The following is a 14,608-nucleotide window of genomic DNA, read 5'->3' on the forward strand; positions in this document are numbered from 1 at the left end:
CGGCCGGGCGCGCGAGTTGGGCATCGACCTGCGCCGCCTGCGCGGCAGCGGTCCGGCGGGGCGCATCCTGCACGAGGATCTGGACGATTTCATCGCCCACGGTGCCGAGCCGGTGCGCAGCGGCGGCCCGGTTGCCCGCACGGGCGAGGCGGAAATCCGCGTCACCGGTATTCGCCGCGCGATTGCCGAGCGCATGGCTTTGGCCAAGCAGCGGATCCCGCATTTCACGATTGTCGAGGAGGTCGATGTCGAGGCGCTGGAAGAGCTGCGCGCCGGGTTGAACAGCCGGTTCGGCGAGGCGCGGGGGCGGCTGACGCTGTTGCCCTTCCTGCTGCGCGCACTGAGCGAGGCGGTGGTGGATCACCCCGAGATCAACGCGACCTTCGACGACGAGGCCGGGGTGGTCACCCGCCACGCGGCGCTGCATTGCGGGATTGCGACGCAGACCGATGCCGGTCTGATGGTACCGGTGCTGCGCCATGCCGAGGCACTGGACCTGTGGGACACCGCGCGCGAAATCCGGCGCCTGTCGGACGCCGCGCGCGAGCGGCGCGCCTCGCCCAAGGAATTGTCTGGCTCGACCCTGACGGTGACCTCGCTGGGCCCGCTGGGCGCGGTGGTGACGACGCCGATCATCAATCACCCCGAGGTGGCCATTGTCGGCGTCAACAAGATTGCCGTGCGGCCGGTCTGGAACGGCTCCGAATTTGTGCCGCGGCGGATGATGAACCTGTCCTGCAGCTTTGATCACCGGGTGGTGGATGGCTGGGGCGCGGCCGAATTCGTTGCCGCGCTGAAACGGTTGCTGGAACTGCCGGCGATGTTGTTCATGGAGTGGCGCGATGAGTGATCTTCGGTGTGGCCTTGTGGTGATTGGCGGCGGTCCCGGCGGCTATGTCTGCGCCTCGCGCGCGGCGCGGCTGGGGGTCGATACCATCCTGATCGAAAGCGGCCGGGTGGGGGGCACCTGCCTGAACGTGGGCTGTATCCCGTCCAAGGCGTTGATCCACGCGGCCGATCTGTTCGCCACCGCCCGGCGGCAGGCGGGCGAGGGCATGCACGGCATCACCGTGGCCGAGCCCCGCTTGGATTTCGGCCAGACGCGCGAGTGGATGGATGGCGTGGTGTCGCGCCTGCGGTCCGGCGTGGTCGGTCTGCTGGAACGCAGCGGGGTGAAAACCTTGCACGGGCGCGCCCGGTTCCTCGACGGCAAGACGGTCGAGGTGGTGGGCGATACCGGCACCACCACGGTGCGGGCCGAGAACGTGGTGATTGCCACCGGGTCGCGCCCGGTCGATCTGCCGGGCCTGCCGACCGGGGGCAAGGTGCTGGATTCCACCGGCGCGCTGGCGTTGGATCAGCCGCCGCAGCGGCTGGCGGTGATCGGCGCGGGCTATATCGGGCTGGAACTGGGCACCGCCTTTGCCAAGCTGGGCAGCGCGGTGACGCTGCTGGAAGCGACGCCGACGATCCTGCCGCAATATGACGAAAAGCTGACCCGGCCGGTGCGGCGGCGGTTGGGCGAACTGGGCATCGGGCTACGGCTGGACACCAAGGTGACGGGCTGGGACGATGGCACGGGCCGCCTACAGGTGGAACACGACGGCAAGACAGAGACGCTGGAATTCGACAAGGTGCTGGTGACCGTGGGGCGCACCGCCAATACCGACGGGCTGGCCCTGGAGGAATTGCGGCTGAAGATGGAGGGCCCGTTCATTCAGATCGACGATCGTTGCCGCACTTCGATGCGCGGGGTCTATGCCATCGGCGACGTCACCGCCGGGCCAATGCTGGCGCATCGCGCAATGGCCCATGCCGAAATTGCCGCCGATGTGATCGCCGGCCATGCCAACGCCTGGGACAAGGCCTGTGTGCCCGCCGTCTGCTTTACCGATCCCGAGATCGCCAGCGTCGGTCTGTTGCCGCGCGAGGCCGAAACCGAAGGCCCGGTCACGGTGTCGGAATTTTCCTTCCGCGCCAATGGCCGGGCGCTGACCCTGGACGATGCCGAAGGCATGGTGCGCATCGTCGCCCGGCAGTCCGACCATGTGATCCTGGGCATCCAGGCCGCCGGGCCGGGCGTGTCGGAACTGACCGCCGGATTTGCCCAGGCAATCGAAACCGGGCTGCGGATCGAGGATATCGCGGCGGTGATCCATCCGCATCCGACATTGAGCGAAGCCTTGCAGGAGGCCGCCCTGGCCGAAGCCTCGATGGCCAATCACGGCTGAGGGCCTGCGGATATCGCCGGGGGAACAGGGAGCCTGGTACTGATGGGGTGGACGCGCCTCGACGGCACTGTTGTGCAGCGTGGATGCTTCAAAGGCAGTCTTTTCAAACTGATGGAATTCGCGGCCGGGGGAACCGCCGGTCCCGTCCTGGCAGTCGACACTTGCTTGGGTTTATTGCCGAAATGCGACGATCAGCAGGGTGCGCCATGTGGGGTCCTGTGCTGGTGGTCGCGATGCAAGGCATCAGCGGCTTTACCCGGGCGCTGAATTCATTGATATTTGAAGCAATTTCAACGACTGCCAGGACCGGCTGATGGACGATATCGCGGATTATCATCGAGAGGAGGACCGGCTTGCCGTGCATCGGTTGCGGCTGTGGCTGCAGATGCTGAAGGCGGTGCGCCATGTCGAAGGCGGGCTGCGCGAGAAGCTGCGCGAGGGCTATGGCACCACGCTGTCACGCTTTGATGTGCTGGCGGCGCTGCACGCGCATCCCGAGGGGATGAAGATGAGCGAACTGTCGCAGCACCTGATCGTGTCGAATGGCAATGTCACCGGCGTTGTCGACCGGCTGGTGGCCGATGAATTGGCGGAACGGCAAAGCCTGTCGACCGATCGGCGGGCGATTGTCGTCAAGATCACCGAATCCGGCCGGGCGTTGATGGATGAAATGGCGGTCAATCACCGGGGCTGGATCAACGACATGTTCCGCAACGTGTCCGAGGCGGATGCGGCGCGCGGCGTGTCGATCATGCTGGACATCCGGCATGGCACGGCACGCGACTGAATATATAAATCCAGTTCATAGTATGCATTACAATTATGAAGTGGCATAATGCCCAGACTGGATGCATGGTTTTGCCATGCTGACAGGGGGCCGCGATGACCGCTCAACAATCGATAGCCGTGACATCCGGGGAACCGGCAGTGACGGTTGATTTTTCCAGGCTGACCCAGACGCCGGAATTCGACCGGCTGCTTGCGGAAATCCGCGCCCGCCGCGACGTGTTCGAAAGGCAGCGCCACATCCCGAAGGATATCGTCGCGCTGATGAAAGCGGCGCGGATTTTCCGGTCCGCGACGCCGGCCCGGTTCGGTGGCGATGCCATGGCGCCGCATCACTTTCTGAAAATGGTCGACAAGATCGGCACGGTCGACGGGTCGGCGGCCTGGGTCGCGGCCTTCGGCTCGGCCAATACCTATACCGCGGCGCTGCCGGTCGAGGCGCAGGAGATCATGTATGCCGACGGCCCCGACCAGGTGTTTGCCGGCGGCCTGCACCCGGTGCAGGAGGCCCGGCGCGTTCCGGGTGGCTGGCAGGTCAGCGGCCGGTGGAAATTTGCTTCGGGCTGCATGGCGGCGGATTGGATCGGCGTGGGCATCGCCGGGCGGGCCGAAGGCGCCCCGGTCGACGAAGTGCCGAAAGTGATGATGGCGGTGGCGCCGGCCGATGAGGTCGAGATCATCGAGACCTGGGACGTCTCGGGGATGCAGGGCACCGGCAGCCATGACACCAGCGTGACCGACAAGTTCTATGCCGACCGCTGGATCTGCGAACGCGGTGCGCCCGGCGTCATCGACGAGCCGCTATACCGGTATCCGGCGCTGGCCTATCAGGCGCAGGTCCACGCCGCCTGCAATCTGGGGCTGGCGCGCGCGGCCATCGAATATGCCAAGTCGGTGTCTGGCGCGGCCAAGATCATGGTGGGCCATTCGCGGCTGTGCGATCGCGGCTATTTCCTGTCGGGACTGGCCGAATGCGAGGCCAGGCTGCGCGCTGCGCGGGCGTTTTTCTACGAGGCCGCGGAAGAGGCCTGGGACATGCTGATGGCCGGTGATCCAGTGTCGCTGGAACAGACCAACCTGTTGCGGATCAGTGCCACCAATGCCGCGCATATGGGCGCCGAGGTGGTGCAGCAGGCCTATCGGATCTCGGGGATGGGAGTGATCGCCCGGCAGAGCGAGATGCAGCGGCATCTGCGCGACGCCATGGTGGTGACCCAGCACGCGGCGGTGACCGACATCACCATGGAACAGGCGGGCCGGGTTCTGGCCGGGCTGGAGCCGCCGCGCGGCTATCCCTAAGCCTGAAGAGTGCCGGTTTCGCGATGGACAGCAAGGCCCTGCACCGTTTCGATCTGAACCTGATCAAGGTGTTCCTGGCGATCTGCGAAGGCGGCAGCCTGACCGCGGCGGCGACCCGGCTGGGCCTGACCCAGCCCGCGATCAGCCATGCGCTGCGGCGGCTGCGCGAGGATTTCGGCGATCCGCTTTTTGTACGGGTCGGCAATGGCATGGAGCCGACGCGGGCGGCGCGGGCGCTGCGCCCGGCCTTCGAAGAAGCGCTGCGGATCGTCGCCGACACGATGCACGAGTCGCGCGCCTTCGACCCGGCGACGGCAACGCGGCATTTCCGCATTGCGATGTCGGATACCGGTGAATTCGTGGTGTTGCCGCGCCTGATCGAGGCGCTGAACCGCGAGGCGCCGCAGGTGCGGGTCCAGTCGATCCGGGTGCATCCCGATGACCTGTCGGCGGCATTGCGCAGCGGGCAGGTGGATGCGGCGGTGAAATACCAGCCGCTGCTGGAGCAGGGCGGCAACCTGGGGCGGACACTGTTGCGCGACCGGATCGTGTGCCTCTACCGCGCCGGGCATCCCGATGCCGGCGCCGACTGGAGCGCCGAGACCTTTGCGGCGCAGTCCTTTATCGATGTCGGTCGCGACGCCACGGGGTACCGGATGGCGCGCGAGGTCATCGCCGAACTGGGCGTGCCCTATCGTATGGCGGCGCAGGTGGATCATTTCACCATCGTGCCGGAGATCTTGCGGCGCACCGACCTGGTGGCGCTGTTCCCGTGGTCGGTCTGCCAGATGGTGAACCGGCATGGCGAGTTCGGGCATGTGGAAATGCCCTTTGCGGTGCCGCAATTTGACGTAGATTTCTGGGTCAACGAGGCCCTTGCCGCCGATCCGGGGTTGACCTGGCTGTACCAGTTGCTGAAACGCGCGATGGAGACCTGAATGACACCCGACACGCCCTGCCGCATCTCCAAGGACGATTTTCGCCAGGCGATGAGCCTGTTTCCCGGCGCGGTGACGCTGATCACCACCGGCACCGGCGCCGGGCGGCGCGGGATGACGGCCACGGCGGTCTGTTCCCTGACCGACAGCCCGCCCAGCCTGCTGGTCTGCGTCAACCGTGCCAGCGCGACCTGTGACGAGATTGCGCGCAATGGCCGGTTCAGCGTGCAATTGCTGTCAGAGACCGACCGCGATCTTGCGCTGCTGTTCGCCGGGTCGGGCGGGGTCACCGGCGCCGACAAGTTCCAAAGCGCGGATTGGAGCGAATGCCGGGCCCGGCAGCCACGGCTGAACGGTGCGCTGGCGTCGCTGTCCTGCGCGGTGGCCGACACCAATACGGTGGGCAGCCATACGGTGTTCATAGGCCAGATCAGCGAGGTCTGCCTGTCGCCCGAGCGCGAGGCGCTGATCTATGCGCGCTCGGCCTTCCGGGCGCTGGCACCGGCGGCCTGAGCGGCGCGGCGCATTTACCGGTCGAACCAGCCGTCATCCAGTTCGGGCAGCGGGATCGCCGCCAACAGCGACCGGGTGACATCGGAACCGGGCTGATCGAAGACCCGCTGCACCGGGCCGTGATCGACGATCTGGCCGTGATCCAGCACCATCACCTCGTCGCACAGATGGCGGATCACCGACAGGTCGTGGCTGATGAATGCCACGGTCAGTTGCATGTCGCGGGCCAGATCCTTCAGCAGGGTCAGCACATGGGCCTGGCTGGATACGTCCAGACCCGACACGATCTCGTCGGCCAGGATGAACCGGGGCCCCAGCGCGATGGCCCGCGCGATGCCGACGCGCTGGCGCTGGCCGCCGGACAGCTGATGCGGATACCGCGCGCCGAATTCAGCGGGCAGGCCGACCTTTTCCAGCGCCTCGACAGCCTTGTCGCGGCCGCCGCCCAGCCCATAGCGCTGCATCGGGCGGGCGATGATCTGCCAGACCCGGTGGCGCGGGTTGAGCGAAGACATCGGGTCTTGGAAGATCATCTGCAGATCGCGGCGGATCGGTCGCAAGTGGGCCTCGTCCAGCTGGCCGATTTGCTGTCCGGCAAAGGCAACCTGGCCGCTTTGCGGCGCCAATAGCCGGACCAGGACCCGGCCCAGCGTCGATTTGCCCGAGCCGGATTCGCCGACGATGCCGGTGATCCGGCCCTCGGGGATGTCAAAGCTGAGCCCTTTCAGCACCTCGATCCGCGGGGCCGGGCCGAACAGTGGCTTGCGGCTGTGATCGGGGAAGGACAGATACAGGTCGCGGACAGAAAACAGCGCGGTCATCGGGTGGCCTCGCTGCGCAGGGCATCCTCGCGTGCGATCTGCGCGTGCAACTCGCCGATCAGGTCAGATGGCACCGGCGAAAAGGGCCGGGTCAGGTCGGCGGAACTGGGCGTCGCGGCGATCAGCGCGCGGGTATAGGGATGCGCCGCGCCGGTAAAGACCTGTGCGGTCGGCGCGTCCTCCATCACCTTGCCGGCAAACAGCACGGTGACCTGCTGGCTGATCTTGGCCACCACGCCCATGTCATGGGTGACGAACAGCACCGCGGTGCCAGTTTCCTGCTGCAATTCGCGGATCAGGCGCAGGATCTCTTTCTGCACGGTCACGTCCAGCGCCGTGGTCGGTTCGTCCGCCACGATCAGACGGGGCGAGGGGGCAAAGGCGGCGGCGATCAACACGCGCTGGCGCATGCCGCCCGACAGGGCGTGCGGGTAGCTGTCCAGCACCCGTTCGGGCGCGCGGATCTGCACCCGCTCCAGCAGTTCCAGTGCGCGGTCGCGGGCGCGGGTGGTGCTCCAGCCATGGATGCGGCGCAGCGGGTCCAGGATCTGCGGCCCGATCTTGCGCAGCGGGTTCAGCGCGGTCAGCGGGTCCTGCGGGATCAGCGCCGAGAATGCCGCCACCTCGCGCCGGCGGCGGGCAGGGGACAGGGCGTTCAGAGGCTGGCCCCGTAACAGGATCTCGCCCCGCGTTCGCCGCACCTTGGGTGGCAGGATGCCCAGCACAGCCTTGCCGATCATCGACTTGCCCGCGCCGCTTTCGCCGACCAGCGCGCGCACCTCGCCCGGCTGCAGCCGCAGCGACACGTCGCGCAACAGCGGCGCGCCGTTGGGCAGCGCCACGGTCAGGTTCTGGATGTCGAGGGTCGGGCCGGTCATTGCAGCACCGGGTCAAAGCGTTGTTTCAGCCCTTCGCCCAGCACCGAGAAGCTGAGCACGCTGAGGAACAGGGCGATCAATGGGAACAGCAGGACCCACCAGGCGAAATGAATGGCGTTGCGGCCTTCGGCGATCATCGAGCCCCAGGTCGGGTCGTCGGTCGAGATCGACAGGTTCACAAAGCTGAGGATCGCCTCGACGATGATGGCGATGCCCATTTCCAGCGTCAGCAGCGCCACGATGGTGGGCAGCACATTGGGAAGGATTTCGGTCAGCAGGGTCGAAAGCCGCTGCGCGCCGCCGATGCGGGCGCTGTCGACGTAATCCATCCGGGTCTGACCCAGCGTCTCGGCCCGCACCACGCGGGCAAAGCGGGTCCAGTCGATCAGCGCGATGGCGGCGATGACCGAGGTCAGCCCGGTGCCCATCACCGCGACCAGCAGCACCGCGAACAGCACGGGCGGGAAGGCCATCCAGATATCGACCAGCCGGGAAATCACCCGGTCGCACCAGCCGCCGTAGAACCCGGCCAGCAGCCCCAGCGCCGAGCCGAAGACGCAGGTCGTCACCGCGGCGATCAGGCTGACGAACAGGGCGATGCGGGCGCCGTAGATCATCCGCGACAGCACATCCCGGCCCAGGCTGTCGGTGCCCAGCCAATAGCCGGCTTCGGTGCCGGGCAGGAAGAAAGGCGGCAGGCGTTCCAGCAGCAGGTCCTGCGCCAGCGGGTCATGCGGGGCGATCCAGGGCGCGAAAAGGGCGGCCAGGATCAGCAGGCCCAGCCAGGTCAGCGGCAGCCAGAAGCGCAGGTTCAGCCCGCCGCCGTGATGCGCGCGGGGTGCAGAGGTGGTTGTGTCAGCCATCGCGCAGCCTTGGGTTCAGCAGGGTGTAGGACAGGTCGACCAGCAGGTTGATGGCGATGAACAGCACCGCGAACAGCAGCACGATGCCCTGGATCAGCGGCAGGTCGCGATTGATCACCGCGTCGATGGCCATGTTGCCCAAGCCTTCATAGGCAAACAGCCGTTCGACGATCACCGTGCCGCCGATCAGGAAGGTGAACTGCACCCCGACCAGCGCGATGGTGGGCAGCGCGGCATTGCGCAGCGCCTCGCGCAGGATCACGCTGGTTTCGGAAAAACCGCGCACCCGCGCCAGCGTGGCGTAATCCTGCAGCAATTCGCCTTTCAGGTTCTGTTTCAGCAGCTGCGCGATCATCGCCGCCAGCGGCAGGGCCAGCGACATCGCCGGCATGATCATATGCGACAGGGCCGAGCCGACCACGTCGAACCGTCCGCGCAACAGGCCCTCGACAAGGTAGAAATTGGTGGCAAAGCCGATTTCGATCCGCGGGTCGATGCGGCCGGAAATCGACAGCACCGGCCACAGCACCCCGAACAGCAGCACGAAGAGCAGCCCCCACAGGAAATCGGGGATCGACAGCACCGCGCCGCTGGTCAGGTCCAGCCCGACCTCGGCGCCGGTGCCGCGGTGCCGCGCGCCCAGCACCGCCACCAGCCCGCCGAGGGCCAGTGCGATCAGCAGCGCCATGACCGACAGTTCCAGCGTGGCGGGCAGCCGTGACAGCACCAGGTCGTCCACCGGCTGGCGCAGGGTGATCGAGGTGCCGAAATCGCCCTGCACCACGCCGCCCAGCCAGATCACGAATTGCTGCGGCAGGCTTTTGTCCAGCCCATACAGCGCGGTCAGCCGGGCAATGTCCTCTTCAGTGGCGCCCGGCGGCAGCATCATCGCAATCGGATTGCCCGGCGCGACCCGCACCAGGGTAAACACCACGATGGCCACGCCCAGCAGGGTGACGGCCATGGTGGCAAGCCGGACCAGAACGGTTTTCAGCAGCATGGAACCCTCGGAAAATTCGCGCTCCGGGCCGGGTGCAATGGCCCGGAGCCTGCCTGACGGGTGGCGTCAGGCCTTGCCGACGGCCTGCGGCAGCAGGTCGCCAGAGGTATAGGGGGTCACCGTCACCGCGTCGCTGTGCACGATGGGCATGACATATTGCAGCAGCGGGATCACATAGCCCTCGTCGGCAATCAGTTTTGACACCGCCTTGTAACCGGCAATCCGCTTTTCCTCGTCGGGTTCGCCGAACAGCGGTCCGATCCGGTCGATCAGGTCCTGCCCGTCCCAGACCGAATGCGGCGAGGGGCCGAACATGGCAAAGCCGGTCGAGGTGGAGGGATCGCCGATCGAGTTGCCCCAGTTGTAGAAGGCCGCCGGCGCCAGCGTGTCGGCCGCACGCAGCTCGTAATGCTTGGCGATCTCGTAAACCTCGATCTCGGCCTCGATCCCGACCTTGCGCCACATGCCGACGATGGCCTGGACCATCTCGTAATCCTTGGGCTTGAAGCCGCGGGTGGTCTGGATGGTGAACTTGACCGGGTTGTCCGGGGAATAGCCGGAGGCGGCCAGCAATTCGACCGATTTCTCGGGGTCGTATTCGACCACGATGCTTTCGTCGAAAGCGGCATAGCCGGGCGCCTCGAGGGTCGAGAGCGGCACTCCGTAACCGCGCAGCAGCCGGTCGATGATCAGTTGCTTGTCGATGGCGTGATGCGCGGCCAGGCGCACGTTCCGGTCCGTCATCACTTCGATGTCGTTCAGGAAGATCATGCCGATATCGGTGATCGGGATCGCCTCGCCCGACAGGCCGTCCTTGGCGATCAGCCGGTCGTAATCCTCGTAGGGAATATTCACGGTGATGTCCGAACTGCCCGATTCCACCTCGGCCACGCGCGAGGCGCTGTCGGTGACGAACTTGATGGTCACGGTTTCGAAGGCGGGTGCCTCGCCCCAATAGTCGGGGAAGGCCTTGAGCCGGACATAGGCGCCCTGTTCGAAGGCGTCGACCATATAGGGCCCGGTGCCGACCGGGGCTTTTTCGAACCCTTCGGCGCCAACCTCTTCGTAATAATCCTTGGGCATCACGAAGCCGGTGAGGAACGCCATCCATTTGAACAGCGCCGGTTCGAATTGCAGCACATCGGCGGTGATCACCTGGCCGTCGATCGAGAAATTGCCGATCTTGCCCCAGACGAACTGGATCGGGTTTCCGGTTTCCGGTTTGCCGGCACGCTCCAGCGACCAGACGATGTCTTCGGGGGTAAAATCGGCGCCATTGTGCCATTTCACCCCTTCGCGCACGGTCATGGTGATTTTGGTCTTATCCTCGTTAAAGCCCCAGTCGGTCAGCAGGCCGGGTTCAAAGGACAGATCGGGCGCCTGGCCGATGAAGCGGTCGAAGACCGCCAGATAGACCGCCTGCAGCACCGGGTTCACCGCGGCGGGGCCGGTGGTGGGATCCCAGCTTTGGACCGGGATGTTATAGGCGATGGTCAGGCTGCTGCCGTCCTGGGCCAGGGCCGGCACACCGGCGGCGGCAAGCGCGGCGAGGGCGGTCGAGGCGCCGAGGAAGCCGCGGCGGGAAAGGGTCGTGAAATCCGTCATATTCAACACTCCTGTTGGGTTCATTCGGACCGGTTGGCCGGTCTCACTCATGCTGGGTCGTGGTCTTACCTGTGCGATCGGGTCATGGTTGACGTGTCCTCATGCGATGGCGCGGGCCGCGAAATAGCCCGAGCCGGCGCCGGTGCCGGCGCCCGGCCAGCAGGCGGCGCCGATCATATGCAGGCCCTTGACCGGGGTGTGGCCATCGGCAAAGCCGCGCACCGGGCGGAACAGGAAATTCTGCGTCAGGTGATGCGAGCCGCAGAGCTGATCGCCGCCCACCAGGTTGGGGTTCTCGGTCTCCAGGTCCAGCGGCGACACCGCGTGGCGGCCCAGGATCAACCGGCGCAGGCCGGGGGCCTGTTCCTCGATTAGGTCCAGCGCGCGCTCGGCCATCGCCTCCTTGACCTCGGGCCATTCGGTGGCGGTGATCTGGCCTGCCGCGTCGCCGCGGATTTCGGCCGGAACCACGCGGATCTGCACCCACAGCGTATGCTTGCCGTCGGGCGCGCGCGTCGGGTCGAACACGCTGGGCTGACCGACCACCAGCAGCGGCGTGTCGGGCAGCAGCCCGGCCATGGCCTGGGCATAGGTTTTGGCGGCCACATCGATGGAGCGGCCGACATGGACATAGGCGAACTGGCGCAGCGGCGCCGCCGTCCACGGCACCGGCCCGTCCAGCGCGAGGTGCAGCATCATGGTGCCCGGCGCGTGGCGGAACCCCGACAGCGCCTTGTCAAAGCGCGCATCGCCCGAGCCCTGGCCCAGCAGCCGGCGCAGGTGACGCGGGGCAAGCCCGGCGAGGATGGTGTCGGCGGCAATGCTGCGCCCGTTCACGGAAACGCCGGTGGCCTTGCCGCCGGCCTGGCGGATCGCGGTCACCTCGGCATTGCATTCGACGGTGCCGCCGCCGGCCTCGATCATCGCAACCAGCGCGCGGGTGACGGTATCAGCGCCGCCCTTGCCGATCACCATGCCCATGGCCTGGCCGCCCATCGCCTCGAGATAGGGAAAGATCGCGCCGCCGGCGATGTCGGGGGCAAAATCCAGATGCAGACCCCAGCTGGCCAGCGCCGCCTTCAGCCGCGGATCGGCAAAACTGGCATCCAACCAGGCGCGCGGCGAGGTCATCAGGAACTGGGCCAGCTCCAGGCTGCCGGCGGTGCCCAGCCGGCGCCAGGTCTGCCAGAGGAACCGCGCCAGCGGACCGCGCCGCATCGGGGTGCCCAGCAGCCCGCCAATCGCGCCGACGCGGGCGGGGAAATCGGCCATCATGCCCCGCCAGGCGGCGCGGTCGGCATCGGATTGGAAGGTGGAGAGGGTTTCCTCGACATCGGTGGAGACACCGATGTAGTCGCCGGGCTCCAGCGCCTGCGAAAACGGCCGTGTGATCGGCACCAGCGACAGGCCGTGCTGTTCCATGGCCGGGCCATGCGCCGCCATGAAGGGCGAGCCGGCGAACATCGACAGGTTCATCGCCGCCACGTCGTGGCGGAAGCCGGGCAACGTCAGCTCTTCGGTGCGCACGGCGCCGCCGGGCGTGGCGTGGCGTTCCAGTACATGCACCTTTTTGCCGCGCGCGGTCAGGTCGGCGGCGGCGACCAGGGCGTTGATGCCAGAGCCTATGATGACGATTGGTGCGGTCATGTCTGCCTTTTCGTCAGAACTCGTGGTGCCGGATGTCGTAGAACACCCGCACCAGCAGCTTGTTCAAAGTCACCCGTTCGGTCGGGTCGAGCGCGTTAAGCATGGTGTCCTGCATCGCCAGCATCGCCGGCCAGGCGGTTTTATAGGCCTCGTAGCCTGCCGGGGTCAGGCTGATCCGGCGATAGCGGTTGTCGCTGTCGCGCGCCTCGCGCCGGATCAGGCCGGCCTGTTCCATGTTGTCCAACGTGCGCGACAGGGTCGATTGCTTGATCACCGTCAGCACCGACAATTCGTTGATGGTGCAAGGCTCAGCTTCGGCCAGAACGGCCAGCGCGCGCATCTGCGCCACCGAGACACCCGCCGCCTTCAGGGCGGATTCCACGCCCTTGTTGTACCGGGCGATGATGCGGTTGATCAGGTAGGGGGTGAAATCCTCCAGCACTTCGGCGCGCTCGATCATGCGCCCAGCTCCCGCGCCGTCAGAAAGCCCGAGCCACCCGCCAGGCCGGGGCCCGGATGGGTCGAGGCGCCGATATGGTACAGCCCCTTGAGATGGGTGTCGTGGCGGCGGCTGCTGGCAAAGGGCCGCCACAGGAAGAACTGGTCGATGGTGCAAGCGCCGCCATAGGGATCGCCGCCGACAAGATTGGGGTTATAGCCTTCGAGATCGGAGGGAGAGATCGCCCGGCGGGTGATGACGCGGTCGCGCAGGCCGTCGATATGATTGGCCAGAAGGCCTTCGATCCGGTCGGCATAGGCTTCGCGCAGCGCCGCGCTCCAGGTCCCGTCGGCGGGCACGGATATGTCGCCGGCGGCGTCGCCTTTGACCACGCGCGGCGCCTCGGGCATCTGCAGCCACAGCACCGATTGCCCGTCCGGGGCGCGGCCCGGATCGGCGGCGCAGGGCTGGCCGACGCAGATTGTCGGCACCTCGGGCAGCAGCCCGCGCTCGGCCTCGTTCACCGCCTTGGAGACGCCGTCAAGGCCGGGAGTCAGGTGCAGAAGCTGCACATTGTCCAGGCCGGGGGTGGTCCAGCCGACCGGCCCGTTCAGCAGGTAATGCAGCTGGAAATTACCGCGCCCATAGCGATAGCTGCGCAGATCCTCGGCGTGATCGGCAGAGGGCGCCAGCCGGTCGTACAGTTGATGCGGCGTGACCGAGGCCAGCACGGTGCCGGCCGCAACCGTCTCGCCATCGGCCAGCACCAGCCCGGTCACCTTGCCTGCCGCGCTGGTGATTTCGGCGACCTCGGCCTTGCAGCGCACGGTCCCGCCGTGTTCCTCGATGATCGCGACCAGCGCGCGCACCATGTTGGCGGCGCCGCCTTTGACAATCGGCGCGCCGGCAAGTTCCAGAGCGAAACCGATCACCCGGCCCATCTGTCCGGAAAACGCCGCTTCGGGGCCCAGCCCGGCATGCAGGCACCAGGGCGCCCACAGGGCACGGGCCAGGTCGCTGTCGAAAGAGGGTTCCAGCCAGCCGCGCATGGATTGCAGCGAGTCGCCCAGCGTGGCGGCCAGGCCGTGCGGCTTGCGCTGCCAGGCCTCGCGGGCCAGGAGTTTGGCGGTGGATTTCGACCAGGGATCGCCGCCCATCAGGCCGAAGATCAGGTCGGCATTGGCGCCGAAGGCATCCAGGTCCGCCGCCAGCTGCGCGCCGTCACCGGGCGCGGCGGCGTCGAAGGCGGCGACATTGGCGGCGCGGTCCATGCGATAGGTCAGCGCCCGGCCATCGGGCAGCAGCACCCCGGTCGGCGTGTCGGTGGTGCAGAATTCAACGCCGTGGCGGGCCAGATCCTCGCCCAGCACGCCATGCGCCCCGCCGGTGACCCACAAAACGAAGGTGGTGGCGAGGGGGTCGTAGACCGCCCCCTCGGCCAGCGGTTCGGTCCGCATACAACCGCCCGGGTCATCGGCCTGATCGAACAGCGCGACGCGCTTGCCCGATTTGGCCAGCATCGCACCGGCGGTCAGGGCGTTGATGCCCGACCCGACAATGGCGATATCCGGAGCGGCTGTCATGGCGG

At 66.9% G+C, this 14,608-nt stretch carries 14 protein-coding genes; 6 read left to right on the forward strand and 8 right to left on the reverse strand.

Features of this window, described 5'->3' with window-relative positions; genetic code table 11:
- From CVM52_RS03485 to CVM52_RS03510, 6 genes are all read left to right on the forward strand, one after another.
- Positions 1-850: dihydrolipoamide acetyltransferase family protein (locus CVM52_RS03485; protein ID WP_100161211.1), on the forward strand; the 850-nt coding region annotated here is incomplete at its 5' end.
- The gene (lpdA, locus tag CVM52_RS03490) at positions 843-2,231 is read left to right on the forward strand and encodes a dihydrolipoyl dehydrogenase (RefSeq protein WP_100161212.1); all 1,389 of its coding nucleotides are present in this window, start codon (positions 843-845) and stop codon (positions 2,229-2,231) included. The genes CVM52_RS03485 and lpdA, both read left to right, overlap by 8 nt.
- Before the next feature lie 313 nt (positions 2,232-2,544).
- Positions 2,545-3,018 (forward strand): MarR family winged helix-turn-helix transcriptional regulator, encoded by a 474-nt coding sequence (locus tag CVM52_RS03495; protein WP_100161213.1) that lies wholly within the window; start codon positions 2,545-2,547, stop codon positions 3,016-3,018.
- 140 nt (positions 3,019-3,158) lie between these two features.
- Positions 3,159-4,316: an acyl-CoA dehydrogenase family protein gene (locus CVM52_RS03500; RefSeq protein WP_205964862.1), complete on the forward strand. Its 1,158-nt coding sequence runs from the start codon at positions 3,159-3,161 to the stop codon at positions 4,314-4,316.
- 23 nt (positions 4,317-4,339) lie between these two features.
- Positions 4,340-5,254, forward strand: a complete 915-nt coding sequence (locus CVM52_RS03505) for a LysR substrate-binding domain-containing protein (protein WP_100161215.1) — start codon at positions 4,340-4,342, stop codon at positions 5,252-5,254.
- Entirely contained in the window at positions 5,255-5,767 is a 513-nt protein-coding gene (locus CVM52_RS03510; RefSeq protein WP_100161216.1) for a flavin reductase family protein, read from the forward strand. It begins immediately after the preceding gene.
- A 14-nt stretch (positions 5,768-5,781) separates the two neighbouring features.
- On the opposite strand, the gene CVM52_RS03515 is transcribed toward CVM52_RS03510, so the two are convergent.
- The 8 genes from CVM52_RS03515 to CVM52_RS03550 all read right to left on the reverse strand — a co-directional run bounded on the left by CVM52_RS03515 (position 5,782) and on the right by CVM52_RS03550 (position 14,603).
- Positions 5,782-6,588, reverse strand: a complete 807-nt coding sequence (locus CVM52_RS03515; protein WP_100161217.1) for an ABC transporter ATP-binding protein — start codon at positions 6,586-6,588, stop codon at positions 5,782-5,784.
- Positions 6,585-7,466, reverse strand: coding sequence for an ABC transporter ATP-binding protein (locus tag CVM52_RS03520; RefSeq protein WP_100161218.1), 882 nt, complete (start codon positions 7,464-7,466; stop codon positions 6,585-6,587). Before CVM52_RS03520 ends, CVM52_RS03515 begins: the two co-directional genes overlap by 4 nt.
- On the reverse strand, positions 7,463-8,329 hold the full coding sequence (locus tag CVM52_RS03525) for an ABC transporter permease (RefSeq protein ID WP_100161219.1): 867 nt from the start codon (positions 8,327-8,329) through the stop codon (positions 7,463-7,465). Before CVM52_RS03525 ends, CVM52_RS03520 begins: the two co-directional genes overlap by 4 nt.
- Complete coding sequence (locus tag CVM52_RS03530) at positions 8,322-9,329, reverse strand: ABC transporter permease (protein WP_100161220.1); 1,008 nt, start codon at positions 9,327-9,329, stop codon at positions 8,322-8,324. The genes CVM52_RS03525 and CVM52_RS03530 overlap by 8 nt, the downstream gene beginning before the upstream one ends.
- 66 nt (positions 9,330-9,395) lie before the next feature.
- Complete coding sequence (locus CVM52_RS03535; RefSeq protein WP_100161221.1) at positions 9,396-10,934, reverse strand: ABC transporter substrate-binding protein; 1,539 nt, start codon at positions 10,932-10,934, stop codon at positions 9,396-9,398.
- Positions 10,935-11,033: 99 nt separating this feature from the next.
- Positions 11,034-12,581, reverse strand: coding sequence for a phytoene desaturase family protein (locus tag CVM52_RS03540; RefSeq protein ID WP_100161222.1), 1,548 nt, complete (start codon positions 12,579-12,581; stop codon positions 11,034-11,036).
- A 13-nt stretch (positions 12,582-12,594) separates the two neighbouring features.
- Positions 12,595-13,041 (reverse strand): MarR family winged helix-turn-helix transcriptional regulator, encoded by a 447-nt coding sequence (locus CVM52_RS03545; protein ID WP_100161223.1) that lies wholly within the window; start codon positions 13,039-13,041, stop codon positions 12,595-12,597.
- A complete protein-coding gene (locus tag CVM52_RS03550; RefSeq protein WP_100161224.1) occupies positions 13,038-14,603 on the reverse strand; it encodes a phytoene desaturase family protein in 1,566 nt (521 codons plus the stop codon). Before CVM52_RS03550 ends, CVM52_RS03545 begins: the two co-directional genes overlap by 4 nt.
- Between the last annotated feature and the right edge of the window lie 5 nt (positions 14,604-14,608).

It is taken from the genome of Pseudooceanicola lipolyticus, from assembly GCF_002786325.1.
In the GTDB taxonomy this organism is placed as follows: Bacteria; Pseudomonadota; Alphaproteobacteria; order Rhodobacterales; family Rhodobacteraceae; genus Pseudooceanicola_C; species Pseudooceanicola_C lipolyticus.

What these genes read in the sequence shown, in the direction of transcription:
- lpdA (WP_100161212.1), top strand. Translation starts at nt 843, where the DNA reads ATGAGTGATCTTCGGTGTGGCCTTGTGGTGATTGGCGGCGGTCCCGGC.
- CVM52_RS03495 (WP_100161213.1), top strand. Translation starts at nt 2,545, where the DNA reads ATGGACGATATCGCGGATTATCATCGAGAGGAGGACCGGCTTGCCGTG.
- CVM52_RS03505 (WP_100161215.1), top strand. Translation starts at nt 4,340, where the DNA reads ATGGACAGCAAGGCCCTGCACCGTTTCGATCTGAACCTGATCAAGGTG.
- CVM52_RS03510 (WP_100161216.1), top strand. Translation starts at nt 5,255, where the DNA reads ATGACACCCGACACGCCCTGCCGCATCTCCAAGGACGATTTTCGCCAG.
- CVM52_RS03515 (WP_100161217.1), bottom strand. Translation starts at nt 6,588, where the DNA reads ATGACCGCGCTGTTTTCTGTCCGCGACCTGTATCTGTCCTTCCCCGAT.
- CVM52_RS03520 (WP_100161218.1), bottom strand. Translation starts at nt 7,466, where the DNA reads ATGACCGGCCCGACCCTCGACATCCAGAACCTGACCGTGGCGCTGCCC.
- CVM52_RS03525 (WP_100161219.1), bottom strand. Translation starts at nt 8,329, where the DNA reads ATGGCTGACACAACCACCTCTGCACCCCGCGCGCATCACGGCGGCGGG.
- CVM52_RS03530 (WP_100161220.1), bottom strand. Translation starts at nt 9,329, where the DNA reads ATGCTGCTGAAAACCGTTCTGGTCCGGCTTGCCACCATGGCCGTCACC.
- CVM52_RS03535 (WP_100161221.1), bottom strand. Translation starts at nt 10,934, where the DNA reads ATGACGGATTTCACGACCCTTTCCCGCCGCGGCTTCCTCGGCGCCTCG.
- CVM52_RS03540 (WP_100161222.1), bottom strand. Translation starts at nt 12,581, where the DNA reads ATGACCGCACCAATCGTCATCATAGGCTCTGGCATCAACGCCCTGGTC.
- CVM52_RS03545 (WP_100161223.1), bottom strand. Translation starts at nt 13,041, where the DNA reads ATGATCGAGCGCGCCGAAGTGCTGGAGGATTTCACCCCCTACCTGATC.
- CVM52_RS03550 (WP_100161224.1), bottom strand. Translation starts at nt 14,603, where the DNA reads ATGACAGCCGCTCCGGATATCGCCATTGTCGGGTCGGGCATCAACGCC.